Origin of the sequence: Streptomyces sp. NPDC058620 (genome assembly GCF_042717135.1) — a bacterium.
In the GTDB taxonomy this organism is placed as follows: domain Bacteria; phylum Actinomycetota; class Actinomycetes; order Streptomycetales; family Streptomycetaceae; genus Streptomyces.
In genome coordinates this window covers 1-24,596 of sequence record NZ_JBHXQO010000015.1, presented here as the reverse complement: position 1 = coordinate 24,596, position 24,596 = coordinate 1, and the positions used below count along the sequence as shown (strand labels likewise).

The window sequence follows — 24,596 nt, the reverse complement described above, 5'->3', positions numbered from 1 at the left end:
GCGCCCCGGATCACTGAATCACCAGACTGAGCAGCGCCGCGACGACGAAGCCGGCGACGGACAGGACCGTTTCCAGGACCGTCCACGACTTCAGGGTGTCGCGCTCCGAGATGCCGAAGTACTTCGCGACCATCCAGAAACCGCCGTCGTTGACGTGCGAGGCGAAGATCGAGCCCGCCGAGATGACCATGATGATCAGGGCCAGGTGCGCCTGGGACATGTCCTGGCCCTCGACCAGGGGCACGACGATGCCGGCCGTCGTCACGATCGCGACCGTCGCCGAGCCCTGCGCGACGCGCAGCACCACGGAGATCAGCCAGGCCAGCAGGATGACGGGGAGCCCGACGTCGTTGAAGGTGTCGGCGAGCGCGTCCGCGATGCCGCTGCCCTTGAGCACGGCGCCGAAGATGCCGCCCGCGCCGACGACGAGCAGGATGTTGCCGACCGGCTTCAGCGAGGACGTGGAGACCGATTCGAGGGACTTGCGGGACCAGCCGCGCCGGATGCCCAGGACGTAGTACGCGAGGAGCAGCGCGATCGTCAGGGCGACGAACGGGTTGCCGAAGAACTCGATGACCGAGCGCGGGGTGGAGGGGTCCAGCGCGATGGAGGAGAACGTGGCGGCGAGGATCAGCACGAGCGGGGTGCCGATGATCGCGAGTACGGTCCCGAGCGCGACGGGGTCCTCGCGCGGGGTGACCCCGGCGGCCCGCTGCTCGGCGGCGACGGCGGCCTTGGCCTCGGCGGCGGCCTCGACCATGTCCTGCGGCACGTCGACGAAGATCCGCTTGCCGATCCAGGCGGCGTAGGCCCAGGCGGCGATGACGGACGGGATTCCGACGACGGCGCCCATCAGGATGACCCAGCCGAGCGAGACGTTGAACAGTCCGGCGGCGGCGACGGGGCCGGGGTGCGGCGGCAGGAACGCGTGCGTCATCGAGAGACCGGCCAGCAGCGGCATCGCGTACAGCAGGATCGACTTGCCGGAGCGCTTGGCGGCGGCGTACACGATCGGCGCGAGGACGAAGATGCCGACGTCGAAGAAGACCGGGATTCCGAAGATCAGGCCGGTGAGGCCCATGGCGAGCGGGGCGCGCTTCTCACCGAAGAGGTTCAGCAGCCGGGTGCTCAGCACCTCGGCGCCGCCGGAGACTTCGAGGATCGCGCCGAGCATCGTGCCCAGGCCGATGATGATCGCGACGTGGCCGAGGATGCCGCCCATGCCCGATTCGATGACGGAGACGGCGGCGGACTTCTGCACCGTACCGAAGAGTTCGGTGACGGAGAGGCCCGCGCCCAGGCCGACGGCTATGGAGACCGCGAGCAGCGCGACGAAGGGCTGGAGCCTGGCCTTGATGATGAGGAAGAGGAGGAGGGCGATACCGAGGGCCGCGACGGTCAGCAGGCCGGCGGTGCCGTCGATCAGCAGGAGGAGTCCACCGGTGTGGGGTGGCGTCTCGGCCGGCGGTGGGGTGGCGGCGAGCAGCATGGGTAACTCCGGGTTCGGAGAGGGCGCGTGGGCAGGGTGGAGCGCGGCACGGCGCCCCCGTGCTGCGGGGCGCCGTGCCGTGACGGCGTGGTGGTGCGGTGATGCGGCGGTGCAACGGGGTCGGCAGGATCAGCTGAGGACCGCGAGCGCGTCGATCTCGATGAGCAGGCCCTTGGGGAGACCGACGTAGACCGTCGTACGGGCGGCGGGCGCAGCCTTGAGGTTCTGCTCGCCGAAGTAGGCGTTGTAGATCTCGTTCATCTCCGCGAAGTGGTCCACGTCGGTGAGGTAGACGCGCATCATCATCACGTCGTCCCAGCTCGCGCCGCCCTCCTCCAGGATCGCCTTGACGTTCGCGAAGGTCTGGAGGGTCTGCTCACGCAGCGTCGGACCCGCGGGCGTGGGGGCCTGGCCCTCGACGGCGGGCAGGAAGCCGACCTGGCCGGCGACCTGGAGGATGTTCCCCTTCTTCACGCCGTGCGAGAACTTCGCGGGCGGGGCGGTGTGGGTGCTCGGGGTGAGAGCGGTCTTCTCGGTCATGGTGGTTCAGGCTTTCTTCGTGGGGGCGTTGCCGGAGTACTCCCGGCTGATGGTGTCGGCGGTGCGACGCACCAGCGGAAGCAGAGTGAGGAGTTCCTCGCGTGTGACGACGACGTTGGGCGCGGACACCGACATGGCGGCGACGACCCGGCCGTCCGCGCCGCGGATGGGGGCGCCGACACAGTTGATGGACTCCTCGTGGCCACCGAGGTCGGTGGCCCAGCCCTGTTCGCGTACGACGGCGAGTTCCTTGAGGAACGCCACCGCGTTCGGGATCGAACGGGACGTGTACATGGGGTAGTCGAGCTTGTCGGCGACCACGCGCCGCTCCGGCTCGGAGAGGTCGGCGAGCAGCAGCTTGGCGACCGCGGCGACGGTGATCGCGACGGGCTTGCCGATCCGCGAGTACATCCGGACCGGGTAGCGGCTCTCGACCTTGTCGATGTAGAGGACCTCGTTCTCCTCGTACACCGCGAGGTGCACCGTGTGCCCGCACTGCTCGTTCAGTTCGACGAGGTGGGGGTGGGCGATCTCCCGTACGTCGAGGTTCTCGACGGCCTCCTGGGCGAGCGCGAAGAGCCGGGCGCCGAGGCGGTAGCGCTGGTCGCCCTGGCGGTAGACGAGCCCGTGCTCGTGGAGCGTACGGAGCAGACGCAGCGCCGTGGACTTGTGGACGCCGAGCCGCTCGGCGACCTGTCCGAGGTCGGCGGGCCCCTGGGCGAGCAGGGGAAGAATGCTCAGCGCCCGGTCGACGGTCTGGCTCATGTCGTACGTACCTCCTGGTCGTCCCCCGTCCACCCGGGGCCGAGACGAAGTCTCCCCCAGGCGTCGTCGTCGAGACCCGCAAGGCGGTCGGCGTGGGCGCGGGCCGGGGGCTGGGTGAGGTCGCCGGGGACCGTGAGGACGGCGGCGGCCATCAGGTGCCCGTGCCGGGCGCGCTCGCGTACGGGTAGTCCGCGCAGGGTGGCGGAGAGGAACCCGGCGGCGAAGGCGTCACCGGCACCGACGGGGGCGACGACGTCGACGCGGAGGGCGGGGACGGTGGTGGCCTCCTCAGCCTCTCCGAGAACATCTTCCGCCCCTCCGGCGGTTGCGGAGCGGGGCCCGGGGCGGGGTCCCGAGAAGACGGTCACTCCGTCCGCGCCCCGCTTCACGACCACCACGCCCGGCTCCGGCAGCGCTGCCCGGATCGCGTCAGCACCCCGCACACCCCACGCCTCCTCCGCCTCGTCCTCCCCGACGAAGACGAGGTCGGACCGCCGGGCGAGGTCGAGCAGGACGCCCGGACCCGCGCCGCCGTCCCTCCCCCGCCACAGCCCCGGCCGGTGGTTCACGTCGAACGAGACCAGCGGACGGTCCTCCCGCGGCGCGGTCAGGTCGTGGAGCAGGTCCAGGCAATCCGCTGACAGCGCGGCCGTGATGCCGGACAGGTGCAGGACACGGCCCGAGAGCACGTCGCCGTACGGCACGTTCCGTACGGACATCGCGGAGGCGGCCGACCCCGCGCGGTAGTACGCCACCTCGTGGACGTCCGTCGCCCGGTCCGTCGCCGTGCGGAAGTAGATGCCGGTGGGCCGGTCCGGGTCGCGACGGACCGCGCCGGTGTCGACCCCGTACCCGGCGACCGTCTCGACGAGGTGGTCGCCGAAGCCGTCCGTGCCGACCCGGCTGACCCACGTGGCGCGGTGTCCCGCGGCAGCCAGCGCGCAGGCGACGTTCGACTCGGCGCCGCCGATTCCGCGCCCGAACTCGGGGACGTCGGCGAGGCGGCCGGGCCGCGAGGGCAGGAACGTCACCATGGACTCACCGAGGCAGACGACATCGGTGGTCGTGGCGGCACGGGCGGCCGTCCCTGCTACGGGTCCGGGCACTCTGGGCTCCTCGCTGATCAGCGTTCGGGGCCGGTTCTCACCATTGACCCGGCGTCGGCTCGGATGTTAGACAGCGTTGAGCGATATGCGCAATGAGTGTTGCATATGCTGCAACGACAACTCTCTAGGAGGCTCCCTTGGCCGCCGACCACCCGGTCACCCTGGCCGGCATCGCCGACGAACGGGTCGATCACCGCTTCAAAGCGCTCCCGCCCGACGCCGAGGGGCTGACCGTCGGCGACCTGGCCGCCGAGCGCCGCAACCTCTTCACCGGCGGGTTCACCACTCCGGTGCTGGCCCTGTCCGCGGAGTCGGTGGAGCACAACCTCGCCCTCCTGGAAACGTACGCGGACCGCCACGGCCTGGCGTTCGCGCCGCACGGCAAGACCTCCATGGCCCCGCAGCTCTTCGCGGACCAGTTGGAGCGCGGCGCCTGGGGCATCACCGCGGCCGTTCCCCACCAGGCCAGGGTCTACCGGGCCTACGGCATCCAGCGGATCTTCCTCGCCAACGAGGTCGTCGACGCGGTCGCGCTGCGCTGGGTGGCCCGTGAACTGGACACGGACCCGGACTTCCGCTTCGTCTGTTACGTCGACTCGGTCCGCGGCGTCGAGCTGATGGACGAGGCCCTGCGCGCGGCGGGCGCCACCCGTCCGGTCGAGGTCGTGGTGGAGCTGGGTGCGGGCGAGGGCGCGCGCACAGGGGCCCGCACGGACGCCGACTGCGCGGCGGTCGCGGACGCGGTGGCCGCCGTGTCCACCCTCCGGCTGACCGGTGTCGCCGGTTACGAGGGCGAGGTGCCGGACGCCTCCCCCGAGCGGGTACGCGACTGGCTGCGCCGGCTCGTCGCGGTGGCGGCGGACTTCGACCGCACGGGCCGTTTCGCGGGCGCGGAGGAGATCCTGATCAGCGCGGGCGGCAGCGCGTGGTTCGACGCGGTGGCCGAGGTCTTCGCGGAGATCCCCGGACTGTCGCTGCCCGTCTGCAAGCTGCTGCGCTCGGGCGCGTACGTCTCGCACGACGACGGCCACTACCTGCGCATCACCCCGTTCAACCGGGTCCCGGAGGAAGGCACGCTGCAGCCCGCCTTCCGGCTCTGGGCCCAGGTGGTCTCGCGTCCCTCCGACGGGCAGGCGTTCCTCAACGCGGGCAAGCGGGACGCGGCGTACGACCTCGACCTCCCGCAGGCCCAGGTGGTGCGCTCGGCACGCGACGGCTCGGTCCGAGCGGCGACGGGTGTCACGGTCACGGGCCTGTCGGACCAGCACACCTGGGTGCGGACCGAACCGGGGGCGGAGCTGGAGGTGGGTGACTGGGTCGGGATGGGCCTGTCGCACCCGTGCACGAGCTTCGACAAGTGGCAGTTGATTCCGCTGGTCGAGGCGGACGGCACGGTCACGGACTACATCCGCACGTTCTTCTGACCCCCGAAAGGCACCCCATGGACCTGGTCATCCGCGACGCCACCGTCGTCGACGGCACCGCCGCCCCCGCCTACCGCGCGGACGTCGCCCTCGACGACGGCCGGATCGCCGCGATCCACCGCGAAGGCGAGGGCCGGCGCCCCACCGCGCGCCGCACCCTGGACGCCGACGGCCTCGCCCTCTCGCCCGGGTTCATCGACATGCACGCCCACAGCGACCTCGCGCTGCTCCGCGACCCCGACCACAGCGCGAAGGCCGCGCAGGGCGTCACCCTCGAAGTCCTCGGCCAGGACGGCCTCTCGTACGCGCCGGCCGACGACCGCACGCTCACCGAGGTGCGCAGGGCCATCACCGGCTGGAACGGTGACGGCTCGGACATCGACTTCGACTGGCGCACGGTCGGCGGATACCTGGACCGCCTCGACCGCAACTTCGGCGGCCAGGGCATCGCCGTCAACGCCGCCTACCTCATCCCGCAGGGCACGGTCCGGATGTACGCGGTCGGCTGGGACGACCGCCCCGCCACCGCGGCCGAACTGGACCGGATGAAGGAACTCGTCGCGCAGGGCATGGCCGAGGGCGCGGTCGGCATGTCCTCCGGCCTCACGTACACCCCCGGCATGTACGCGAACGACGCCGAACTCACCGAGCTCTGCCGGGTGGTGGCCGGGCACGGCGGCTACTACTGCCCGCACCACCGTTCGTACGGCGCGGGCGCCCTCGCCGCGTACGGGGAGATGGTCGAGCTCACCCGTACCGCGGGCTGCGCCCTCCATCTCGCGCACGCCACCATGAACTTCGGCGTGAACAAGGGCAGGGCACCGGATCTCCTCGCGCTCCTCGACACCGCTCTCGACGCCGGTGCGGACATCTCCCTCGACACCTACCCGTACACCCCCGGCTGCACCACGCTCGTCGCGATGCTGCCGAGCTGGGCGAGCGAGGGCGGGCCGGAGTCGGTCCTCACCCGGCTCGCGGACGACGCGACCGCGGAGCGCATCCGCCACCACCTGGAGGTGCTCGGCTCGGACGGCTGCCACGGGGTACCGATCGAGTGGGACACCATCGAGATATCGGGCGTCAGCGTGCCGTCCCTCGCCGGCCATGTCGGCCGTACGGTCGCCGAGTCCGCGCTGCTGCGCGGCGAGGCGCCGTGGGTCACCGCACGGCGGCTGCTCATCGAGGACCGGCTCGGCTCCACGATCCTCCAGCACGTGGGTCACGAGGAGAACGTCCAGCAGATCATGCGCCACCGCGTCCACACGGGCGGCAGCGACGGCATCCTCCAGGGCGACAAGCCGCACCCGCGCGCGTACGGCACGTTCCCGCAGTATCTCGGCCGGTACGTGCGCGAGTTGGGCATCCTCACCCTGGAGGAGTGCGTGGCCCACCTCACCTCGCGCCCCGCGGCCCGGCTCAGGCTGCCCGACCGCGGGCTGGTCCGCGAGGGCTACCGCGCCGACCTGGTCCTCTTCGACCCGCGGACGGTGGCGGCCGGCTCGACGTTCGACGAACCGCGCACCCTGCCCGTGGGCATCCCGCACGTCCTCATCGACGGCCGCCCCGTCATCGAGGACGGCAGGCGGACCCAGGTCCTCGCGGGGAAGGCGGTCCGTGGCACGGGCCGCGCCTGAACCGGCCGGGCGGACCCGCCCGGCTACCCGGCGGCCCCCGGCCCGTCCCCCGGGACCGTCTCCCTCAGAAGGTGCTGCCTGCCCCACGCGCCCAGCGGCTCCAGCGCCTCGTTGAGCGCGATGCCGAGCGGAGTCAGCGAGTACTCGACGCGGGGCGGCACCTCGGCGTGCACCTCGCGGTGCACGATGCCGTCCTCCTCCAGCTCCCGCAGGTGCGACGTCAGCACCTTCTCCGTCACGCCGGGCACCTGCCTGCGCAGCTCACCGAAGCGGTACGCCTGCTCGTTCAGCGCCCACAGGATCAGCCCCTTCCACTTGCCGCCGACCACATCCATCGCGGCGTCGATCCCACAGACGTACGCCCCCGGCCTTCGCGCGGCCCCCATGGCTCACCCCTTCCCACCTGGTCACTCACCCTGGGGTAACCACCCACTTCCAAGTGGGTACTTGATCGTTCCAGGGCCCTCGGGAAGCCTAGTCGTCATGACTGACAACACCCCGCGGAAGACCCCGCTCACCCTGCTCGGCCTGGGTGCCATGGGCACCGCCCTCGCCCGCACCTGGCTCGCCGCCGGACACCCCCTCACCGTCTGGAACCGCACCCCCGCCCGGGCCGAACCGCTCGCCGCCCACGGTGCGCGGATCGCCGCGACCGCCGCCGAAGCGGTCGCCGCGAGCGAGCTCGTCGTGCTCTGCCTGCTCGACGACGCCTCGGTCGAGGAGACCCTCACCGGCGCGGACCTGACGGGCAAGGACCTGGTCAACCTCACCACCGGCACCCCCGCCCAGGCCCGGTCCCGCGCCGCATGGGCCCAGGAGCGCGGCGCCCGGTTCCTGGACGGCGGAATCATGGCGGTCCCGCCGATGATCGGCGTACCGGAGTCCGGCGGCTACGTCTTCTACAGCGGCTCCCGCGCCGTCTTCGACGCCCATGACGAGACCCTGGCCGTGCCCACCGGCGCCCGGTACGTCGGCGAGGACGCCGGCTTCGCCGCCCTCCAGGACGTGGCCCTGCTGAGCGCGATGACGGGCATGTTCGCGGGCCTCTCGCACGCCTTCGCGCTGGTCCGCAAGGAGAACATCGACCTGAAGGAGTTCGCCCCGCTGCTCGCCGACTGGCTCGTCGCCATGGCCCCGGCCACGCACACGATGGCCGAGGAGCTGGCGAGCGGCGACTACACCACGGGCGTCGCCTCGAACCTCGCCATGATGGTCGCGGGCAACACCACCCTGCTGCGCACGGCCGAGGAACAGGGGGTCAGCAGCGAACTGCTGCTGCCCTACATGGACCTGATGGAGCGCCGTCTGAAGGACGGACACGGCGACGAGGGCGCGACCGGGGTGATCGAACTCCTCCACCGCTGATCATGGTCCTAGGTCCGCGGAACGAGCCGGACGGTTCCGGAGCCGGACGCGTTCCCGGCCTCCGTCTGCGTACGGTCGGGGTATGACACTCGACCTCGACGCCTATTTCGCCCGCATCGGCTGGACCGGGGAGCGCCGGCCCACCCTGGAGGTGCTGCGGTCCGTACACCGGGCCCACATGCTCGGGATCCCGTTCGAGAACCTGGACCCCGTCCTCGGCTCCGCACCCTCTCTCGCCCTGGAGGACCTGGAGGCGAAGCTCGTCCGCGGCGACCGCGGCGGGTACTGCTACGAACACAACACCCTCCTCGCAGCCGTTCTGACCCGGCTGGGTTTCCCGGTGACGCTGCTCGCCGCGCGCGTGGTGCTGGGAGCGGCGCCCGGTGACATCCGGCCGCGTACGCACATGCTGATGGAGGTGGAGGTGGAGGGCGAGCCCACGCCGTATCTCGCCGATGTCGGTTTCGGGTCCAGTGGAGCGCTGCTGGAGCCGATCCCGCTGGTGGCGGACGCCGAGCTGTACGACACCCCGCGCCACCACCGGCTCGTGCACGCCGCGCACGTCGGACCGCTGGAGCTGTGGGAGCTCCAGACGGAGAAGTCCGGGGTCTGGGAACCGCAGTACGCCTTCACGCGGGAGCCCTTCGAGGCGCCCGACTACGAGGTCATCAACTGGCACATCGCGACCAACCCGCGCTCCCCGTTCAGCCGGGCCGTGTACGCGCAGCGGACCACGCCCAGGACCCATCTGGCGCTCTCGGGCCTCGACCTCGTCGAGACGGCCGCCGACGGCACGATCAAGGAGCGGCAGCTGGCGGATTCCGCCGAGGTGCTGCGCGTCCTGGCGGACGACTTCGCGATCAGGCTGCCGGAGGGCACCCGCCTCCCCTGAGTGAGCGACCCGGGTGAGAACGCCCTGGCGAGGGCCCCGGGTGACCGGGCGAGGACCCCCGCGTGGCGCATCTCACCCGGGCCCGGGACGCCCGGCCCTGGACGCCCGCTTTCCAAGCCGCGACGCCGCCCCGACCGGCCCTTCCGACGGTCCGGGGCGGCGGGCGGTCTGCCGATGGAAGACGGGCCGCACCGGCGGGGCGCCCCGTTGGGAGGAACGGGCGGGGAATCTCCGCACACCCGGCGAAACACGGCCGTAAGCTCGCGTACATGCAGGTCATCCAGTCCACGAAGCTCTCCGGCGTCTGTTACGAAATCCGGGGGCCGGTGCTCGAGGAGGCGATGCGGCTGGAAGCAGCAGGTCACCGCATCCTCAAACTCAACACCGGCAACCCCGCCGCGTTCGGATTCGAGTGCCCGCCCGAGATCCTCGAAGACATACTGCGCAACCTGTCCGGGGCGCACGGTTACGGCGACGCGAAGGGCCTGCTGTCCGCGCGCCGTGCGGTGATGCAGCACTACCAGACCAAGGCGATCGACCTCGACGTCGAGGACATCTACCTCGGCAACGGCGTCTCCGAGCTGATCCAGATGTCGATGCAGGCGCTGCTCGACGACGGCGACGAGGTGCTCGTACCCGCTCCGGACTATCCGCTGTGGACCGCCTCGGTCTCCCTGGCCGGCGGTACGGCCGTGCACTACCGGTGCGACGAGCAGGCCGACTGGATGCCCGACCTCGCGGACATCGAGCGGAAGATCACCGACCGCACCAAGGCCCTGGTGATCATCAACCCGAACAACCCGACCGGCGCGGTCTACGACGACGAGATGCTGCGCGGGCTGACGGAGATCGCCCGGCGCCACCAGCTGGTCGTCTGCTCCGACGAGATCTACGACCGCATCCTGTACGACGGCGCCACGCACACCCCGACCGCCGCGATCGCCCCCGATCTGATGGTGCTGACCTTCAACGGGCTGTCCAAGAACTACCGCGTCGCCGGATACCGTTCCGGCTGGCTCGCGGTCTGCGGCCCGAAGGCGCACGCCTCCTCGTACATCGAGGGGCTGACGATCCTCGCCAACATGCGGCTGTGCGCCAACATGCCCTCGCAGCACGCGGTGGCCACGGCGCTCGGCGGACGTCAGTCGATCAACGATCTGGTGCTGCCCGGCGGCCGCATCCTGGAGCAGCGGGACGTGGCGTACGACCTGCTGACGCAGATCCCCGGCGTGACGTGCGTGAAGCCCAAGGGGGCGCTGTACCTCTTCCCCCGGCTGGACCCGAAGGTCTACAAGATCAAGGACGACCGGCAGATGGTGCTCGATCTGCTGCGGGCCGAGAAGATCATGGTGGTGCACGGTACGGGGTTCAACTGGCCCGAGCCCGATCACTTCCGGATCGTGACGCTGCCGCCCACCAAGGATCTGATCGCCGCCGTCACCCGGATCGGGAACTTCCTGGACGGCTACAGCCAGCCCTAGGACCCGTCCGGGAGCAAGCTTTACCGGATCTGGCACAACTTTAGACTGAATCCAAGCTAGGATGGTTGCACTGCAACACCAGGAGGCCATCCCATGTACGAGCCGATCCGCACCAAATCGGTCCACACGACGGCCGACGACGCCGATTTTCCGCACCGCACGCGTGAGGAAGAGCTGGACATCCAGCTCGCCGGGCACCTGGCCGCACTGCTCGCCGTGACCGACGAGCTGGGCCTCGGCCCCGCCGGCGACCGCATCGCCGAGCAGGTGGCCCGGCTGCGCGGGGCGCCGCCCGCGCGGCATGCGGGCCTGACCGACGCGGCTCCGGCCGCGCTCCACCAGCGCGCGCACGCCCTCGCGGGCCGCGCCCTGGTGGTGGCCGCGTCCCGTGCGGACACGGCTGCGGCGATCCTCGCGGCCGAGCGCATGGACGCGCACGCCGCGGCGGCCGATGCGGCCGCCACCCCCTCGCGCCTCGTCGGCGCCCACTGACGGCCCCGGTCCACGGGCCTTCGAGGCGCGCGGACCGGGTGCCACCCGTTGACTGGACGTACCCCGGACGGGCTTGGATGTACTGCCGCCCGTCCGGGGAGTAGACGGCTTACCGGCGTACGCGGATGGTCGCCGAGGCCGTGGAACCCGCGTGGAGGTCGTCGCCCGGGTAGGCGAGCGCGTAGGTCACCTCACCCGTCGCCCGTGGCAGGTCGTTGATCCGGAACGTGCCGTCCGCGGCCACCGCCGCCGAGGTCAGTGTGCCGGTGCCCTGGCGGTCCGTGCGGGTGACGGTCAGAGCGACTCCGGCCGGGAGCGGGCGGCCCTGGGCCGTCAGCTTGCCCGTGATCTCCAGACCCGCACTCTTGCTCGCCTCCTGCGGAGCCGTCAGCGCGATCGCCGTGGGCGCCTTGGCGACCGGCACCGCGACCGTGATGTCCTGGGCCGGGCGCCGCGTGACGTCACCCGTGAAGGACACCGTGTACGTCGCGTCGCCGACCAGCGACGGAACGTCGAGCACGGTGAACGAACCGTCCGCGTCGACCTCGACGGCGGCCAGCTTGCGGTCGCCGTTCGCGTCGTGCCGTACCGCCGAGACCTTCAGCGGCTCGGCGGGCACGGGCCCGTCGACCTCCAACCGCCCCCGGATTCCCAGGGGTTCACCCACGACCGCGGTCCCCGGGGTGGTGGTCAGGGACCCGGTGAACCGGGAGTCGAACTGGGCGGCCGGGGGCTGGATCACATGGAGCCAGTACTCGGTGCCGTACGTGTTGGTGGTGACGGCGAAGAGACGGGCTCCGTCCTGCGACCAGCCCAGGCCGCGCGGAGCGATCCTGTTGCCGTCGAGCGCGCCGTCGAAGGCGAACTCCAGCGGAGCCGTGGGGTCCGTCGGGTCCGCGGGCTGGATCAGCAGGTCCGGCGTGCTCCCGGCGGCGGAGGCGCCGCGCGCGATGTACTTCCCGTCACCGCTGAACGAGACCGCGCTCGCCGTGGCGCCCGTGGGCAGCGGCTGGTACGGGACCGGCGCGTCGGACAGGTCGGCGGCCTCCAGGAGGCGCGTGCCCCCGGCCGCGTCGGCGACCGCGATGCGCTTCCCGTCGGCGGACTGCGCGATGTCCTTCAGGTCCAGCGCGCCCCTGCCCTCGCTGTCCGCGAACCGTCGCTCCGGACCGCGTACGAGCGTGGTGCCGCTCGCGTCGAAGGTGGTGAGGAAGGGGTTGGCCACTCCGGTGGTCTGCGGCTGACCCATGACGAGGCGGTCGGGCGCCTGCGGGCCGCTCGCCAGCCGCAGCCGTCCCAGGTCGTTCCAGCCGGTCTGGAACACCTGGTCGCCCTCGGCCCCGTACAGCCAGGTCTGGCGGGTGTCGCAGTCGCTGAGCGCCGGGACCTCGGAGTACCACTGCCTGCCGCCGGCGAAGGCGACATCGCGCGGGCAGTCCACGTGGTAGTTGGCCCATGCCTGGCCGGTGCGTGTCTGCGTCGCGGTGTCGAAGGCGAGGATGCCCGTCGACTGGGAGACGTAGAGCGTCGCACTGTCGGTGCTGAGCGCCATCCCGGACGGCGCGGTGTCGGTGGCCAGCGAACCGACCTTCTGCCCCTCGAAGTTGTACACCTGGACCTGGCCCGCACTGCTTGTGCGGCGGTCGTCGGTGACGTAGACCCGCTCGTGCACGGAGTCGACGACGAGCGCCGAGTACGAGGAGATCGGGAGCTTGGCCACCTGGTCCTCGGCCGCCTGGGCGGCGGGTGCGGCCACCGCTGTCAGCCCCACGGTCGCGAGTGTCAGTGCGGCCAGGGCCGACGCCGTGCGCAAGTAGTGCCGAGACATCTTCAACTGAGTCCCCCACAGGCTCTGTTGGTCCCCGCGGAAACGGCGGGGCACCTTGTGAAGGGTCATGCAATAGGTGTGAAGGTGTCGTGCGCAAGTCGGCGGCGATGTTCGGGCATTCTCCGCGAAAGGGGCGGCCCCCGGAAGCGGTGAGGGCTTCCGGGGGCCGTACCGCGGCGGGCGTCGGTCCCACAGGTCAGGGCGGATGTCCGGATGGCCCGGCCGCGGGGTCGTGCACGGGGCGGCGCCCGAAGGCGCCGCCCCGGTGGGGCATCAGCCGAGGCGCTCGACCAGCGCGCGGTACTCGTCCCACAGTTCCTTGGGCGCGTGGTCGCCGAAGGTGTTGAGGTGCTCGGGGACCAGTGCGGCCTCCTCGCGCCAGACCTCCTTGTCGACGTTGAGCAGGAAGTCCAGCTCGGACTCGGAGAGGTCCAGGCCCTCGGTGTCGAGGGCGCCCTTGGCCGGCAGGATGCCGATCGGGGTCTCGACGCCCTCCGCCTGGCCGTTGAGGCGCTCGACGATCCACTTCAGGACACGGCTGTTCTCACCGAAGCCGGGCCACACGAACTCGCCCGCGTCGTTCTTGCGGAACCAGTTCACGTAGTAGATCTTCGGGAGCTTCGACTGGTCGGGCTTGTCCGCGCCGACCTTGACCCAGTGGGCCATGTAGTCGCCCATGTTGTAGCCGCAGAACGGCAGCATGGCGAACGGGTCGCGGCGCAGCTCGCCGACCTTGCCCTCGGCGGCGGCGGTCTTCTCGGAGGCCACGTTGGCTCCGAGGAAGACACCGTGCTGCCAGTTGAAGGACTCGGTGACCAGCGGCACGGCCGAGGCGCGGCGTCCGCCGAAGAGGATCGCCGAGATCGGCACGCCCTTCGGGTCCTCCCACTCGGGCGCGATGATCGGGCACTGCCCGGCCGGCACGGTGAAGCGGGAGTTGGGGTGGGCGGCGGGGACGCCGGACTCGGGGGTCCAGTCGTTGCCCTTCCAGTCCGTGAGGTGCGCGGGGGGCTCCTCGGTCATGCCCTCCCACCACACGTCGCCGTCGTCGGTGAGCGCGACGTTCGTGAAGACGGAGTTGCCGTACATCGTCTTCATGGCGTTGGCGTTGGTGTGCTCGCCCGTACCCGGCGCGACACCGAAGAAGCCGGCCTCCGGGTTGATCGCGTACAGCTGGCCGTCCTCGCCGAACCGCATCCAGGCGATGTCGTCGCCGATGGTCTCGACGGTCCAGCCGTCGATCGTCGGCTCCAGCATCGCGAGGTTCGTCTTGCCGCAGGCCGAGGGGAAGGCGGCCGTGACGTACTTCGGCTCGCCCTGCGGCGGCGTCAGCTTGAGGATCAGCATGTGCTCGGCGAGCCAGCCCTCGTCACGGGCCATGACGGAGGCGATGCGCAGCGCGTAGCACTTCTTGCCGAGCAGGGCGTTGCCGCCGTAGCCGGAGCCGTAGGACCAGATCTCGCGGTCCTCGGGGAAGTGCGAGATGTACTTGGTGGTGTTGCACGGCCACGGGACGTCGGCCTCGCCCTCGGCGAGCGGCGCACCGAGCGTGTGGACGGCCTTGACGAAGAAGCCGTCGTCGCCGAGCTCGTTCAGGACGGCCTGTCCCATGCGGGTCATGGTGCGCATGGAGACTGCGACGTACGCGGAGTCGGTGATCTCGACACCGATCGCGGAGAGCGGGGAGCCGACGGGGCCCATGCAGAACGGGACGACGTACATCGTGCGGCCGCGCATGGAGCCGCGGAAGATGCCGTTCTCACCCGTGAAGACGTCCCGCATCTCGGCGGGGGCCTTCCAGTGGTTGGTCGGGCCCGCGTCCTCCTCCTTGGCGGAGCAGATGTACGTGCGGTCCTCGACGCGGGCGACATCGCTCGGGTCGGACGCGGCGTAGTACGAGTTCGGGCGCTTGGCCTCGTTCAGCTTCGTGAAGGTTCCCTTGGCGACGAGCTCGTCGCACAGGCGCTCGTACTCCGCCTCGGAACCGTCGCACCAGACCACCCGGTCCGGCTCGGTGATGGCTGCGATCTCGTCGACCCAGGAGACGAGCTCCTGGTGGTTGGTGGGAACAGTGAGGGGAGCCGCGATGTCGCGCGCCACGATCGCTCCTTGTCGAGGGTGTCTGCTGGAAGGCCCCGTGGGGGCTGCGGCCCGGATGCTTCGACCCCTTCAAATTCCCATGGCGCTCATCCGGTGCCGACCGCACTCATTTGATCATCCGACTCTTGCGCCCATATGTCCAGGGGGCCGCACACGTGAGCATCGCCACTCCTGAGCGTTACCTACGGAAGCGTAGGTAACATGCCGTTATGACTGCCGCCGACGCCGCCGCCACGCCTGTGATCACCGAACTCGACTCCATGCCGGTGAAACCACGACTGCGCGGCTGGCTGCACACGGGGATGTTTCCGGCGGTCCTGATCGCCGGAATCGTCCTGATCGCGCTGGCCGACGGCACCCGTGCCCGGGTCGCCTGCACCGTCTTCGTCCTGAGCGCCTGCCTGCTGTTCGGCGTCAGCGCGATCTACCACCGGGGCACCTGGGGACCGCGCGGCGAAGCCGTGCTCCGCCGGCTCGACCACGCCAATATCTTTTTGATCATCGCGGGCACATATACCCCGCTGACCCTGCTCCTTCTCCCGGATTCCACCGGGCGGCCCCTTCTGTGGGCGGTATGGGTGGCAGCGGTGGCGGGAATCGCGTTCCGGGTGTTGTGGGTCGGCGCCCCCCGCTGGCTCTACACCCCGTGCTACATCGCGATGGGCTGGGCCGCGGTCTTCTACCTCCCGGACTTCATGCGCGCGGGCGGCATCGCCGTCCTCGTGCTCGTCGTCGTCGGAGGGGTGCTCTACAGCGCGGGCGGCGTCATCTACGGGCTCAAGCGCCCCAACCCGTCACCGCGCTGGTTCGGCTTCCACGAGGTCTTCCACTCCCTGACCCTCGCCGCCTTCGCCGCGCACTACGTCGGCATCTCCCTGGTGGCCTACCAGCACGGATGATCACGCCCGCCCCGTACGGACCCGGCCTTCCGGGCCCGTACGGGGACCGGGGTCAGCCGCCCAGCGTGCGCGCCAGCTCCTGTACGTCCGTGATCGGCGCGTCACAGACGAAGTGCCGGCAGACGTACGCGGTCGGTACGCCGTCCACCAGCGGCCGGTCCACGAGCAGCGGGAACTCCGTACCGGCCGCCGCTCCCTCGCCCGCCGCCACCACAGCGCCCGGCGCCCGGCCCAGCAGCGCGGTCCTGTGCAGCTCTCCGCCGGCCGGCCCGGCGACCGCGACCTCGCGCGGCCCGTCCAGCAGCGCCTCGGCGACCGCGAGTCCCCAGCCGATGAAGCGGGGTGCGCGCGGCCCGAGCGCCTTCACCACACCGAGCGCGCCTTCGGCGGCGGTGCGGTGCGCCTCCGATCCGGTGTGGGCCGCGTACGAGAGCAGCGCGCCCGCCGCCGCCGTCCAGCCGGCCGGGGTGGCGCTGTCGGTGGGGTCCTGGGGCCTGCGGATCAGCTGTTCGGCGTCGTCGGCCGTGTCGTAGAGCTGTCCGCCCTCACCGGTGAACCGCTCCAGCACGATGTCGAGGAGGAAACCCGCGAACTCCAGCCACACACCCTCACCGGTGACGGAGGCCAGCGCGAGGAAGCCCTCCGCCACGTCGCCGTAGTCCTCCAGCACCCCGGCGTGTCCGCCCGCGCGCCCGTCCCTGGAGGTGCGTGACAGCCGTGCCACCTCGCCCATGTGGACACGGACGAGCAGGTCGGCGGCCTCGGTGGCCCGCTCGATCAGGTCGGGACGCTCGAAGTACGCCCCCGTCTCGGCGAGCGCGGCGATCACCAGGCCGTTCCACGCGGCGACGATCTTGTCGTCGCGCCCCGGCCGTACTCTCTGCCCGCGTGCCGCCAGCAGACGCGCCCGCACACCGGCGACCCGCTCGGGGTCCGCCTCCCGAGCCGTCCGTGGCAGCTGGAGGACGGAGGACCCCTCCTCGAAGGTGCCTTCCTCGGTGACCCCGAAGTACTCCGCGGCGAACGCGGCGTCCTCCTCCCCCAGGACCTCGCGCAGCTGCCCTGCCGTCCACACGTAGTAGGCGCCCTCGACGTGGCTGCCGTCCTCGGCCTCGCTGTCGGCGTCCAGAGCCGAGGCGTAGCCGCCCTCCGTCGTGCGCAGTTCGCGCACCATGAAGTCGGCGGTCTCCAGCGCGATCCTGCGGGCCTGCTCGGAGCCGGTGGCCCGCCACACGTGGGCGTACACGCGGCAGAGCAGCGCGTTGTCGTACAACATCTTCTCGAAGTGCGGTACCAGAGCGCCGCCGGGCCGCTGGCGCAGCACGTACCGGTGGAAGCCGCCGCCCAGCTGGTCGAAGAGGCTGGAGCGCGCCATGGCGTCGCAGATACCCTCGGCCATCTCCAGGGCCCCGTCGGACCCGGTCCGCGTGTGGTGCCGCAGCAGGAACTCGATCAGCATGCTCGGCGGGAACTTGGTGTCGCCGCCACCGAGCCAGCCGCTCTCCGTGTCGTACTCCCGGCTGATCCCGAGCAGCGCCTGCGCGAGCTCCGCCTCGCCGGGGAGCCCGTCGCCCGCGCCGGAGACGAGTTCGCGCGCCGCCAGATCACGGGTGATCTTCTCCGCGACCTCGCCGACCTCCTCGCGCCGGCCCGTCCACGCGGTGTGGACGCCTTCGAGCACCTGCTGGAAGGAGGGCAGGCCGTGCCGGGGCGCGGGCGGGAAGTACGTACCGAAGTAGAAGGGCTCGCCGTCCGGGGTCATGAAGACGGACATGGGCCAGCCGCCCTGCCCGGTCGCCGCCTGCACCGCTTCCATGTAGACGGCGTCCACGTCGGGGCGCTCCTCGCGGTCCACCTTCACCGAGACGAAGTGCTCGTTCATGTAGGCCGCGGTGGTCTCGTCCTCGAAGCTCTCGTGAGCGAGCACATGGCACCAGTGGCACGAGCTGTATCCGACGCTCAGGAAAACCGGCACGTTGCGCCGGCGGGCTTCTTCGAAGGCGGCGGGCTCCCACTGCCACCAGTCGACGGGGTTGTCCGCGTGCTGAAGGAGGTAGGGAGACGTGGCGTGCGCGAGTCGGTTCGGCATGCCCCAATCCTCGCGTACGTGGCGGAGCCCCGCCCACACGCCACGTCAGAGCGCCGAACCGTGCCCCTCGGTCACCTTGGCGGCGAAGGCGTCCAGGTTTCCCGCCATGCGGGCGAGGCGCTCCTCCACGGTGAGCGACTCCTCGTAACGCCCGGTGCGCAGCTTCGGCTGCCGCTTGCCCCGCACGTACAGCGGGCAGGCCAGGTCGGCGCAGATGTAGACGCCGACCGTGTTGCCCTCACGGCCCTTCGCGCCCGCCAGGGGGGCGGCCAGCAGGGAGACTCCGGAGGAGGCGTGGCCCGTCAGGCAGATCTGGCAGAGGCTGGACTTCACTGCGCTGGTACGCCGCACGGACGGGACGCGCAGGGAGAATCCCAGCGGTCCGTTCGCGCGCGGCAGCACGACATGGGCCCGCAGCGGGGCGCCGGGGTCGACCCAGCCGAGGAAATCCAGGTCCTCCCAGGGCAGTTCACCGAAATCGAGCGGCAGCTTGAGCCGCGCCGCCTCACCCTTGGTGCAGTTCACGAAGGATGACCTGATGTCTCGTTCACTGAGCGGTTCCACGGGCGTCGACGTTACGTGGCGAGTGAACGCATCGCATCTCGATTTCCGCCGCCCCCCGGAGCACTGGCGGCCGGCATGCCGGCGGAGATGGAGACACGGGGAAGCAGTCCGCGCGAACCGTCGCCCGCGCACACCGCACCGGCCTCGCGCCCGCGCGTGGAACGCAGGACACTTGGCACCGATGACAGCTGGTGCCGGTGTATCCGGGGTGACCAAGGGGGACGCATGCGGGACAGCCATCGGGCCGATGCCGAAAGGCTGTTGGTACGCGCTGTGGAGGAAGAGGCGCGACGGACCGGCGGACGGAGCGACTCCGGCGCGTTGATGGCGCGGGCGCGGGCCGCGCTCGACACCATGGCGGCCGGCGCGGGCGAGGAGTACGCCGCGTACGTGCAGGCGCTCGACGCGGCGGAGGCCGGACAGCAGCCGCCGGCGCAGCGGTTCAGCAAAGCGACTCTGGGAACGCCCCTGCTGGTCACGGGTGTTGCCTCGGCGGCCGCGTTCGGCGCGGACCTCGCGCTCGGCACGGCGACCGGTCTCGCGGTGGGCGCGGGCGCCGTCGTCGCCGTGGCGGGCGCGGCGGCCACCGTCGCCAAGGTGACCGCCTCCCACTGGCCCGCCGCCCACCGCAGGGCGGGCGCCCTGAACCAGCCGGGCGGACCCGAACAGCTGCGGCTCCAGTGGCTGGCGGCGCTGGAGGTACGGGGCATCCGCCCGTACCTCGACCAGCAGCGGATGCTCAGCGCCTCCGCCCGCCCCGCGAGGAAGGCCGCCGCCTCCGTCGTACCGCAGCTGCGCGGCACGGACCGCAGCGCGGCGGCCCGTACGAGGTCGGTCCTCCAGCAGTCCTTCGCCCAGCTGCCGGCCAACGACGGCCCGTTCGCGGGCCGCCGTACCGAGCTGGCGCAGATCGCCCAGTGGGTGCGCACGGCCCGCGCGTCCACGGAGACCAGGCCGACGGTCGTCGTGCTGCACGGAGCGCCGGGCACCGGACGCACCGCACTGGCGGTACGGGCGGCACACGCCCTCAAGGACCAGTTCCGGGGCGCGTGCGTGGTCGATCTGCGCGGTGATGTGGCCGGGGAGACGCCCCTGCCGACCCGCGACGCGCTGCTGCACCTGCTCAACCGGCTGGGCGCCCCACGGGAACAGCTGCTGTTCCGGGAGAGGGCCTCCGCCGAGCAGCAGGTACGGCGGCTGAGCGAGCTCTACCACCAGCACCTCACCGGCACACCCGTCACGATCGTCCTCGACGACGCCACGGATGCCGCCCAGGTCCGCACGCTCCTGCCGGAACGTTCCGACAGCCTGGTGCTCGTCACCGCCCGCGAACCGCTCGACCTGCCCGACTCCGTCCCCGCCTGGGTGCACCAGCTTCCCGTCGGCGGTCTGGACGCGGCGGGCGCCGAGGAACTGCTGCGCGAGGTGGCCGACGAGGAGGAGGGCGGACCGTACGACTACCCGTCCACGGACACCGTCGTCGAGCTGTGCGGCGGACTGCCGCTGGCCCTGCGCATAGCGGGCTCCGCGCTCGGCGCCCGCACCCGCAGCGCCCTCGCCACCGACCTCGCCGCCTACGGCCCGGTCGCACCGGCCGAGCGCGCCCTGTGGCTGCGCTACACCGACCAGTCCGAGCAGGCCAGGCGGCTGCTGCGACGGCTCGCCCTGGCCGGCCGGGCGAGCCTGGGCGCGGCGGCCGCCGCCGCCCTGCTGGCCACGGACGAGCAAGAGGCCGAGCGGCTGCTGACGGCGCTGGCCGGGTCCGGTCTCCTCTCCCACGTACGCGGTTCGCGCTACCGCCTGCACGATCTCGTCAGGGGCTTCGCCCTGGCCCGCCTCCTGGACGAGGAGGAACCGGCCGAGCGCACCGCCGCCCAGGAGCGGCTGATCCAGAGCTACGCGGAGCTCGCGGACGCGGTGATCCGCATGGTCGACGGCAAGATGTCCACCCGTGCCGGACAGTTCGGCGCCCATGGATTCAGCTCGCTGGACGCCGCCCTGCGCTGGCTGGACGACGAGTCGAGCTTCATCACCTCGGCGCTGCGGCACGCGGAGGACGTCGACCAGGGCGCCGTGCTCCATCTCCTCGGCGCGCTGTGCGACTACTGCCTGCTGCGCGGTGACCTCTACCGGCTCGGCGAGATCAGCGAGCTGACGCAAGCCGTCGACAGGGGGCACCTGGAGCGGTCGGTCCAGTGGCGTACGGGCATCGCGGCCCGGCAGCTCGGCGAGCTCGACAAGGCCCGCACCACGCTGTCCTCCGTCGTCGGCCTGTACCGCGAGGCGCAGAACGACGCGGGCGCGGCGCTGGCCCTCTGTTCCCTCGGCATCACGCTGCACCACCAGGGAAACCTCGCGGAGGCGTCGGCGCGGCTGCGCGAGGCGCTCGCCCTGCAGTCCTCCGACGAGCAGGCCGAGGACCGGGCCTGGTCGCTGCACGCCCTGGCCGCCGTCGAGCGCGACCGGGCCAATCTGGCGGAGGCCCTCACCCTGCTCGACACGGCACTGAGGCTGCACCGGGAGGGCGAGTCCCTGCACGGCGAGGCGTGGTCGCACTTCCAGCTCGGCCAGGTCTGCCTGCGCATGGGCGAGGTGGCCCGGGCGGAGGACGAGCTGCGGACCGCGCTCGACCTCTACGGGCGCACCCGCGACGAACGCGGTGCGGCCTGGGCCCTGACCCAGCTGGCCCGGGCCCGGCTCCTCGACGGCGACCCGGCGCCCGCGGCGGAGCAGCTGCGCCTGGCGCTGTCCCGGCACCGGGACAACGAGGACGCGCGGGGCGAGGCGTGGACGCGTTACTACCTGGGGCAGGCCCTGGAGGAGGCCGGCGACACCGACGAAGCGGTACGCGAGCTGGAGCGGGCGCGCACGATGTTCTCCCGGATGCGCGACGTGTACGGGCTGGCCTGCGCCCGGCACCACTCGGGGCGGGTGACCCGCGACCAGGGGGCGGCGCGGACGGGGAACCTCCGCAACTCGGGCTTCGCCCGCCAGCTCCTGGTCGACGCGCGGGCGGACTTCCGGCGCATCGGCGTCGCCCACGGGGAGGGCTGGACGTGCCTGGAGCTGGCGTTGATCGACGCGGGCAACAACCGGGCCGGGCAGGCGCTGGTCCTGTGCGACGAGGCGGTCGGGCTGTTCGCCTCGTACGGGGACGACCGCGGCGGCGACTGGGCCCGCTTCCTGCGGTGCACGCTGCTGCCGTACGCGTCGCCGGGCGGCAGCGAGGTGGGGACGGCGGTGGCCCAGCAGGAACTGGCGGAGCTGCTGACGGCCGCGCACCCGAGCCGGGACCCGAAGCTGGAGGACTGCGCGGAGTCGTTCGCCGTGATCCTGAACCGGGGGGTGGACCTGGAGGACGGCTGGCAGGCGTGGCGCCTGGGCCTGACGCCGGCCCGGCACGCGCGGGAGGTCATGGGCGTGCGGCTGGGCCCGGACCGCGTGTGAGGGGCCCGTCCCCAAGCGCCGGAAGGGCTGGCTGTGAGGGCGTGCGGGAGGGTCCCCGCCCCGAGGAGACACTCCGGAGGGGGCCCACCCGACCCACCACGGGTCAGGTGGTGGGCCTACTTGCCGCCGGCGGAGCCGGAGACCGTCGCCGGTTCCGACTCCGGGTCCGGCGCCTCCTCGAAGTTGACCTTGCCCATGTGGCGGTTCATCGACTTCATCAGCAGCCACACGCCCACGGCGAGTGCCGCGAAGACGAGGAAGCCGAGGACGCCGGGAGTCACCTTGTTGTCGTCGACCTCCTTGGCGAGAGGGACGAGGTGGGTCAGTGCCTGGGTCGCGTACATATCAGGCATTGTCGCGGATGCCCGCGAAGAGGTCGCTCTCGGGGAGGGAGGTATCGACCAGAGACTTCGCCAGCTCGTACTCCTCGGTCGGCCAGACCTCGCGCTGGACGTCCATCGGAACGCGGAACCAGCCGCCGTCCGGGTCGATCTGCGTCGCGTGCGCGATCAGCGCCTTGTCGCGGATCTCGAAGAACTCATCGCACGGTACGAACGTGGTCAGCGTCCGCTCCTCGCGTACGAACTCCTTCCAGCGCTCCAGCCACTCCCCGTACGGGGACTCCAGCCCACGGGCCAGGAGCGCCTCGTGGAGGGCGACCGTGCGCGGGCGGTTGAAGCCCTGGTTGTAGTAGAGCTTCTGCGGCGTCCACGCCGGACCGAACTCCGCCTCCGGGAACCTGTCGGTGTCCGAGGCCCCGTCGAACGCGATCATCGTGATCGTGTGGGTCTTGATGTGGTCGGGGTGCGGGTACCCGCCGTTCTCGTCGTACGTGGTGATGACCTGCGGCCGGAACGCACGGATCTTCGCGACAAGACGCCCCGCCGCCGTCTCGTCGTCCTCCAGTGCGAAGCAGCCCTCGGGCAGCGGCGGCAGCGGGTCGCCCTCGGGCAGACCCGAGTCGACGAAGCCGAGCCACTCCTGGTCGACACCCAGGATCTCCCGGGCCTCGTCCATCTCCTTCTTGCGCACCTCGTGGATGTTCTCCTCGATGTACGCGTCCCCCTGAAGCTTCGGATTGAGGATGGAGCCGCGTTCGCCCCCGGTGCAGGTCACGACCAGCACGTCCACCCCCTCGGACACATACTTGGCCATGGTGGCGGCGCCCTTGCTCGACTCGTCGTCGGGGTGGGCGTGAACGGCCATCAGGCGCAGCTGCTCAGTCAAGACTCGATCCTCAGTGATTGGTCGCGATCAGGGTGCCGTCCCGCAGGGCCGTCGGTTCTGGGGTGGCGGTCGGGTGGCGGGTGGGCGGCTTCTATAGTGACCGAACCGGGGGGCGGAAAATTCCTCGATCCCCGGCACAGGAGGAACGATCATGACTGCGGTACGCGAGGCGGTGCCCGACGGGCGCTACGGCCGGTCCGAGGATCAGCGCGCCGACCGCAAGCTCAAGATCATCGGCGCGGTTCTGGGCGCCGGAATGCTGGGCGTCGTCGTCTGGATCGGCGTCGGCTACGTCGGCGGCCAGGGCATGAGCGCCGAGGTCATCAAGTCCAAGGTCGTCTCGGACGACCGGGCCGAGGCCCACCTCGAAGTCCGTAAGGACCGGGGCGCCGGCGGCTACTGCACGCTGCGCGCGCTGAGCGAGGACGGCAACGAGGTCGCCCGCAAGGACTTCCGCTTCGACGGGCGGTCGGACCGGATCGACGAGGTCGTCTCCCTGCGCACGACGGCCAGGGCGACCGCGGTCGAGCTGATGGGCTGCACCGCCGACGGCGGGTCGTCGCGCTGACCTGCGGGTCCACGCGCATGGCGTTACCTTCTCCCCCTTTTCCTGCGGAATTGTTAGGCTCGTGGTTTCGCCCGCCCGTGGAGGCACATGCTTCTGGGTAGGGCGATGCTTTGTATTCCCAGTACCGACGAGGAGCACCCTGTGACCCAGACCAGCGATAACGTCACCTGGCTCACGCCGGAGGCGTACAACCAGCTCAAGGCCGAGCTGGAGTACCTGTCTGGTCCCGCGCGCACGGAGATCGCCGTAAAGATCGCGGCGGCCCGTGAGGAGGGTGACCTCCGGGAGAACGGCGGGTACCACGCGGCCAAGGAGGAGCAGGGCAAGATGGAGCTCCGGGTGCGCCAGCTGACGCAGCTCCTGGAGCACGCCAAGGTCGGCGAGGCCCCTGCCGACGACGGCGTCGTCGAGCCCGGCATGATCGTGACGATCTCCTTCGACGGTGACCCGAACGACACCCTGGAGTTCCTTCTCGCCTCGCGCGAGTACGCGAGCTCGGACCTTGAGACGTTCTCCCCGCAGTCGCCGCTCGGCATGGGCGTCAACGGCAAGCGGATGGGCGAGGACGCCGAGTACGAGCTGCCGAACGGCAAGATCGCCAAGGTGAAGATTCTCGCGGCGAAGCCGTACAAGGGCTGAGCCGCCCCGTTCCGACAGCAGTGGGCCCCGGCCGTGCACGCACGGCC

At 71.3% G+C, this 24,596-nt stretch carries 21 protein-coding genes; 10 read left to right on the top strand and 11 right to left on the bottom strand.

Features of this window, described 5'->3' with window-relative positions; all coding sequences use genetic code 11:
- Positions 1-10: 10 nt before the first annotated feature.
- The 4 genes from ACFWSK_RS16990 to ACFWSK_RS16975 all read right to left on the bottom strand — a co-directional run bounded on the left by ACFWSK_RS16990 (position 11) and on the right by ACFWSK_RS16975 (position 3,900).
- Positions 11-1,489, bottom strand: a complete 1,479-nt coding sequence (locus ACFWSK_RS16990) for a GntP family permease (protein ID WP_383786244.1) — start codon at positions 1,487-1,489, stop codon at positions 11-13.
- A 129-nt stretch (positions 1,490-1,618) separates the two neighbouring features.
- On the bottom strand, positions 1,619-2,029 hold the full coding sequence (locus tag ACFWSK_RS16985) for a RidA family protein (RefSeq protein ID WP_383786242.1): 411 nt from the start codon (positions 2,027-2,029) through the stop codon (positions 1,619-1,621).
- 6 nt (positions 2,030-2,035) lie between these two features.
- A complete protein-coding gene (locus ACFWSK_RS16980) occupies positions 2,036-2,794 on the bottom strand; it encodes an IclR family transcriptional regulator (RefSeq protein ID WP_383786239.1) in 759 nt (252 codons plus the stop codon).
- Positions 2,791-3,900, bottom strand: a complete 1,110-nt coding sequence (locus tag ACFWSK_RS16975) for a sugar kinase (RefSeq protein WP_383786236.1) — start codon at positions 3,898-3,900, stop codon at positions 2,791-2,793. Before ACFWSK_RS16975 ends, ACFWSK_RS16980 begins: the two co-directional genes overlap by 4 nt.
- A gap of 137 nt (positions 3,901-4,037) precedes the next feature.
- On the opposite strand from ACFWSK_RS16975, the gene ACFWSK_RS16970 reads away from it, so the two are divergent.
- Both ACFWSK_RS16970 and ACFWSK_RS16965 read left to right on the top strand, forming a co-directional pair.
- Positions 4,038-5,324 carry an alanine racemase gene (locus tag ACFWSK_RS16970; protein WP_383786234.1) on the top strand — a complete coding sequence of 429 codons (1,287 nt, stop codon included), beginning with the start codon at positions 4,038-4,040 and terminating at the stop codon, positions 5,322-5,324.
- A gap of 17 nt (positions 5,325-5,341) precedes the next feature.
- Positions 5,342-6,958 (top strand): amidohydrolase family protein, encoded by a 1,617-nt coding sequence (locus ACFWSK_RS16965; RefSeq protein ID WP_383786231.1) that lies wholly within the window; start codon positions 5,342-5,344, stop codon positions 6,956-6,958.
- Positions 6,959-6,981: 23 nt separating this feature from the next.
- Here ACFWSK_RS16965 and ACFWSK_RS16960 read toward each other — a convergent pair whose 3' ends face one another.
- Positions 6,982-7,344 carry a winged helix-turn-helix transcriptional regulator gene (locus ACFWSK_RS16960; protein ID WP_383786227.1) on the bottom strand — a complete coding sequence of 121 codons (363 nt, stop codon included), beginning with the start codon at positions 7,342-7,344 and terminating at the stop codon, positions 6,982-6,984.
- A 97-nt stretch (positions 7,345-7,441) separates the two neighbouring features.
- On the opposite strand from ACFWSK_RS16960, the gene ACFWSK_RS16955 reads away from it, so the two are divergent.
- From ACFWSK_RS16955 to ACFWSK_RS16940, 4 genes are all read left to right on the top strand, one after another.
- Positions 7,442-8,323, top strand: coding sequence for an NAD(P)-dependent oxidoreductase (locus ACFWSK_RS16955; protein ID WP_383786224.1), 882 nt, complete (start codon positions 7,442-7,444; stop codon positions 8,321-8,323).
- Positions 8,324-8,405: 82 nt separating this feature from the next.
- The gene (locus tag ACFWSK_RS16950) at positions 8,406-9,215 is read left to right on the top strand and encodes an arylamine N-acetyltransferase (RefSeq protein ID WP_383786221.1); all 810 of its coding nucleotides are present in this window, start codon (positions 8,406-8,408) and stop codon (positions 9,213-9,215) included.
- 269 nt (positions 9,216-9,484) lie between these two features.
- Positions 9,485-10,696 carry a pyridoxal phosphate-dependent aminotransferase gene (locus tag ACFWSK_RS16945; RefSeq protein ID WP_383786219.1) on the top strand — a complete coding sequence of 404 codons (1,212 nt, stop codon included), beginning with the start codon at positions 9,485-9,487 and terminating at the stop codon, positions 10,694-10,696.
- A 93-nt stretch (positions 10,697-10,789) separates the two neighbouring features.
- The gene (locus ACFWSK_RS16940; RefSeq protein WP_383786216.1) at positions 10,790-11,188 is read left to right on the top strand and encodes a hypothetical protein; all 399 of its coding nucleotides are present in this window, start codon (positions 10,790-10,792) and stop codon (positions 11,186-11,188) included.
- A gap of 109 nt (positions 11,189-11,297) precedes the next feature.
- Here ACFWSK_RS16940 and ACFWSK_RS16935 read toward each other — a convergent pair whose 3' ends face one another.
- Complete coding sequence (locus tag ACFWSK_RS16935) at positions 11,298-13,016, bottom strand: Ig-like domain repeat protein (protein ID WP_383786213.1); 1,719 nt, start codon at positions 13,014-13,016, stop codon at positions 11,298-11,300.
- 273 nt (positions 13,017-13,289) lie between these two features.
- Positions 13,290-15,116 carry a phosphoenolpyruvate carboxykinase (GTP) gene (locus ACFWSK_RS16930; protein WP_383786210.1) on the bottom strand — a complete coding sequence of 609 codons (1,827 nt, stop codon included), beginning with the start codon at positions 15,114-15,116 and terminating at the stop codon, positions 13,290-13,292.
- A 209-nt stretch (positions 15,117-15,325) separates the two neighbouring features.
- Here ACFWSK_RS16930 and ACFWSK_RS16925 point away from each other — a divergent pair, with 209 nt between their 5' ends.
- Entirely contained in the window at positions 15,326-16,015 is a 690-nt protein-coding gene (locus ACFWSK_RS16925) for a hemolysin III family protein (protein ID WP_383786207.1), read from the top strand.
- Positions 16,016-16,067: 52 nt separating this feature from the next.
- On the opposite strand, the gene ACFWSK_RS16920 is transcribed toward ACFWSK_RS16925, so the two are convergent.
- Together ACFWSK_RS16920 and ACFWSK_RS16915 are read right to left on the bottom strand one after the other, a co-directional pair.
- Positions 16,068-18,104, bottom strand: a complete 2,037-nt coding sequence (locus ACFWSK_RS16920) for a thioredoxin domain-containing protein (RefSeq protein ID WP_383786205.1) — start codon at positions 18,102-18,104, stop codon at positions 16,068-16,070.
- 45 nt (positions 18,105-18,149) lie between these two features.
- Positions 18,150-18,668 (bottom strand): FBP domain-containing protein, encoded by a 519-nt coding sequence (locus ACFWSK_RS16915; protein ID WP_383786202.1) that lies wholly within the window; start codon positions 18,666-18,668, stop codon positions 18,150-18,152.
- 225 nt (positions 18,669-18,893) lie between these two features.
- Here ACFWSK_RS16915 and ACFWSK_RS16910 point away from each other — a divergent pair, with 225 nt between their 5' ends.
- On the top strand, positions 18,894-22,115 hold the full coding sequence (locus tag ACFWSK_RS16910; RefSeq protein ID WP_383786199.1) for a tetratricopeptide repeat protein: 3,222 nt from the start codon (positions 18,894-18,896) through the stop codon (positions 22,113-22,115).
- 116 nt (positions 22,116-22,231) lie between these two features.
- Here ACFWSK_RS16910 and ACFWSK_RS16905 read toward each other — a convergent pair whose 3' ends face one another.
- Positions 22,232-22,459 (bottom strand): hypothetical protein, encoded by a 228-nt coding sequence (locus ACFWSK_RS16905; RefSeq protein WP_383786196.1) that lies wholly within the window; start codon positions 22,457-22,459, stop codon positions 22,232-22,234.
- Position 22,460: 1 nt separating this feature from the next.
- The gene (gene mca / locus ACFWSK_RS16900; RefSeq protein WP_383786193.1) at positions 22,461-23,342 is read right to left on the bottom strand and encodes a mycothiol conjugate amidase Mca; all 882 of its coding nucleotides are present in this window, start codon (positions 23,340-23,342) and stop codon (positions 22,461-22,463) included.
- A gap of 151 nt (positions 23,343-23,493) precedes the next feature.
- Here mca and ACFWSK_RS16895 point away from each other — a divergent pair, with 151 nt between their 5' ends.
- Together ACFWSK_RS16895 and greA are read left to right on the top strand one after the other, a co-directional pair.
- Positions 23,494-23,910, top strand: a complete 417-nt coding sequence (locus tag ACFWSK_RS16895) for a DUF4307 domain-containing protein (RefSeq protein WP_383786191.1) — start codon at positions 23,494-23,496, stop codon at positions 23,908-23,910.
- A gap of 141 nt (positions 23,911-24,051) precedes the next feature.
- Positions 24,052-24,549: a transcription elongation factor GreA gene (gene greA, locus ACFWSK_RS16890; RefSeq protein ID WP_383786188.1), complete on the top strand. Its 498-nt coding sequence runs from the start codon at positions 24,052-24,054 to the stop codon at positions 24,547-24,549.
- Positions 24,550-24,596: the final 47 nt, after the last annotated feature.

Bases quoted from the DNA above. Each gene is read 5' to 3' on its own strand.
- ACFWSK_RS16990 (WP_383786244.1), bottom strand. From the start codon at position 1,489: ATGCTGCTCGCCGCCACCCCACCGCCGGCCGAGACGCCACCCCACACC.
- ACFWSK_RS16920 (WP_383786205.1), bottom strand. From the start codon at position 18,104: ATGCCGAACCGACTCGCGCACGCCACGTCTCCCTACCTCCTTCAGCAC.
- ACFWSK_RS16980 (WP_383786239.1), bottom strand. From the start codon at position 2,794: ATGAGCCAGACCGTCGACCGGGCGCTGAGCATTCTTCCCCTGCTCGCC.
- ACFWSK_RS16905 (WP_383786196.1), bottom strand. From the start codon at position 22,459: ATGTACGCGACCCAGGCACTGACCCACCTCGTCCCTCTCGCCAAGGAG.
- ACFWSK_RS16945 (WP_383786219.1), top strand. From the start codon at position 9,485: ATGCAGGTCATCCAGTCCACGAAGCTCTCCGGCGTCTGTTACGAAATC.
- ACFWSK_RS16940 (WP_383786216.1), top strand. From the start codon at position 10,790: ATGTACGAGCCGATCCGCACCAAATCGGTCCACACGACGGCCGACGAC.
- ACFWSK_RS16955 (WP_383786224.1), top strand. From the start codon at position 7,442: ATGACTGACAACACCCCGCGGAAGACCCCGCTCACCCTGCTCGGCCTG.
- ACFWSK_RS16965 (WP_383786231.1), top strand. From the start codon at position 5,342: ATGGACCTGGTCATCCGCGACGCCACCGTCGTCGACGGCACCGCCGCC.
- ACFWSK_RS16910 (WP_383786199.1), top strand. From the start codon at position 18,894: ATGCGGGACAGCCATCGGGCCGATGCCGAAAGGCTGTTGGTACGCGCT.
- ACFWSK_RS16960 (WP_383786227.1), bottom strand. From the start codon at position 7,344: ATGGGGGCCGCGCGAAGGCCGGGGGCGTACGTCTGTGGGATCGACGCC.
- ACFWSK_RS16935 (WP_383786213.1), bottom strand. From the start codon at position 13,016: ATGTCTCGGCACTACTTGCGCACGGCGTCGGCCCTGGCCGCACTGACA.
- ACFWSK_RS16950 (WP_383786221.1), top strand. From the start codon at position 8,406: ATGACACTCGACCTCGACGCCTATTTCGCCCGCATCGGCTGGACCGGG.
- ACFWSK_RS16895 (WP_383786191.1), top strand. From the start codon at position 23,494: ATGACTGCGGTACGCGAGGCGGTGCCCGACGGGCGCTACGGCCGGTCC.
- ACFWSK_RS16925 (WP_383786207.1), top strand. From the start codon at position 15,326: ATGACTGCCGCCGACGCCGCCGCCACGCCTGTGATCACCGAACTCGAC.
- ACFWSK_RS16985 (WP_383786242.1), bottom strand. From the start codon at position 2,029: ATGACCGAGAAGACCGCTCTCACCCCGAGCACCCACACCGCCCCGCCC.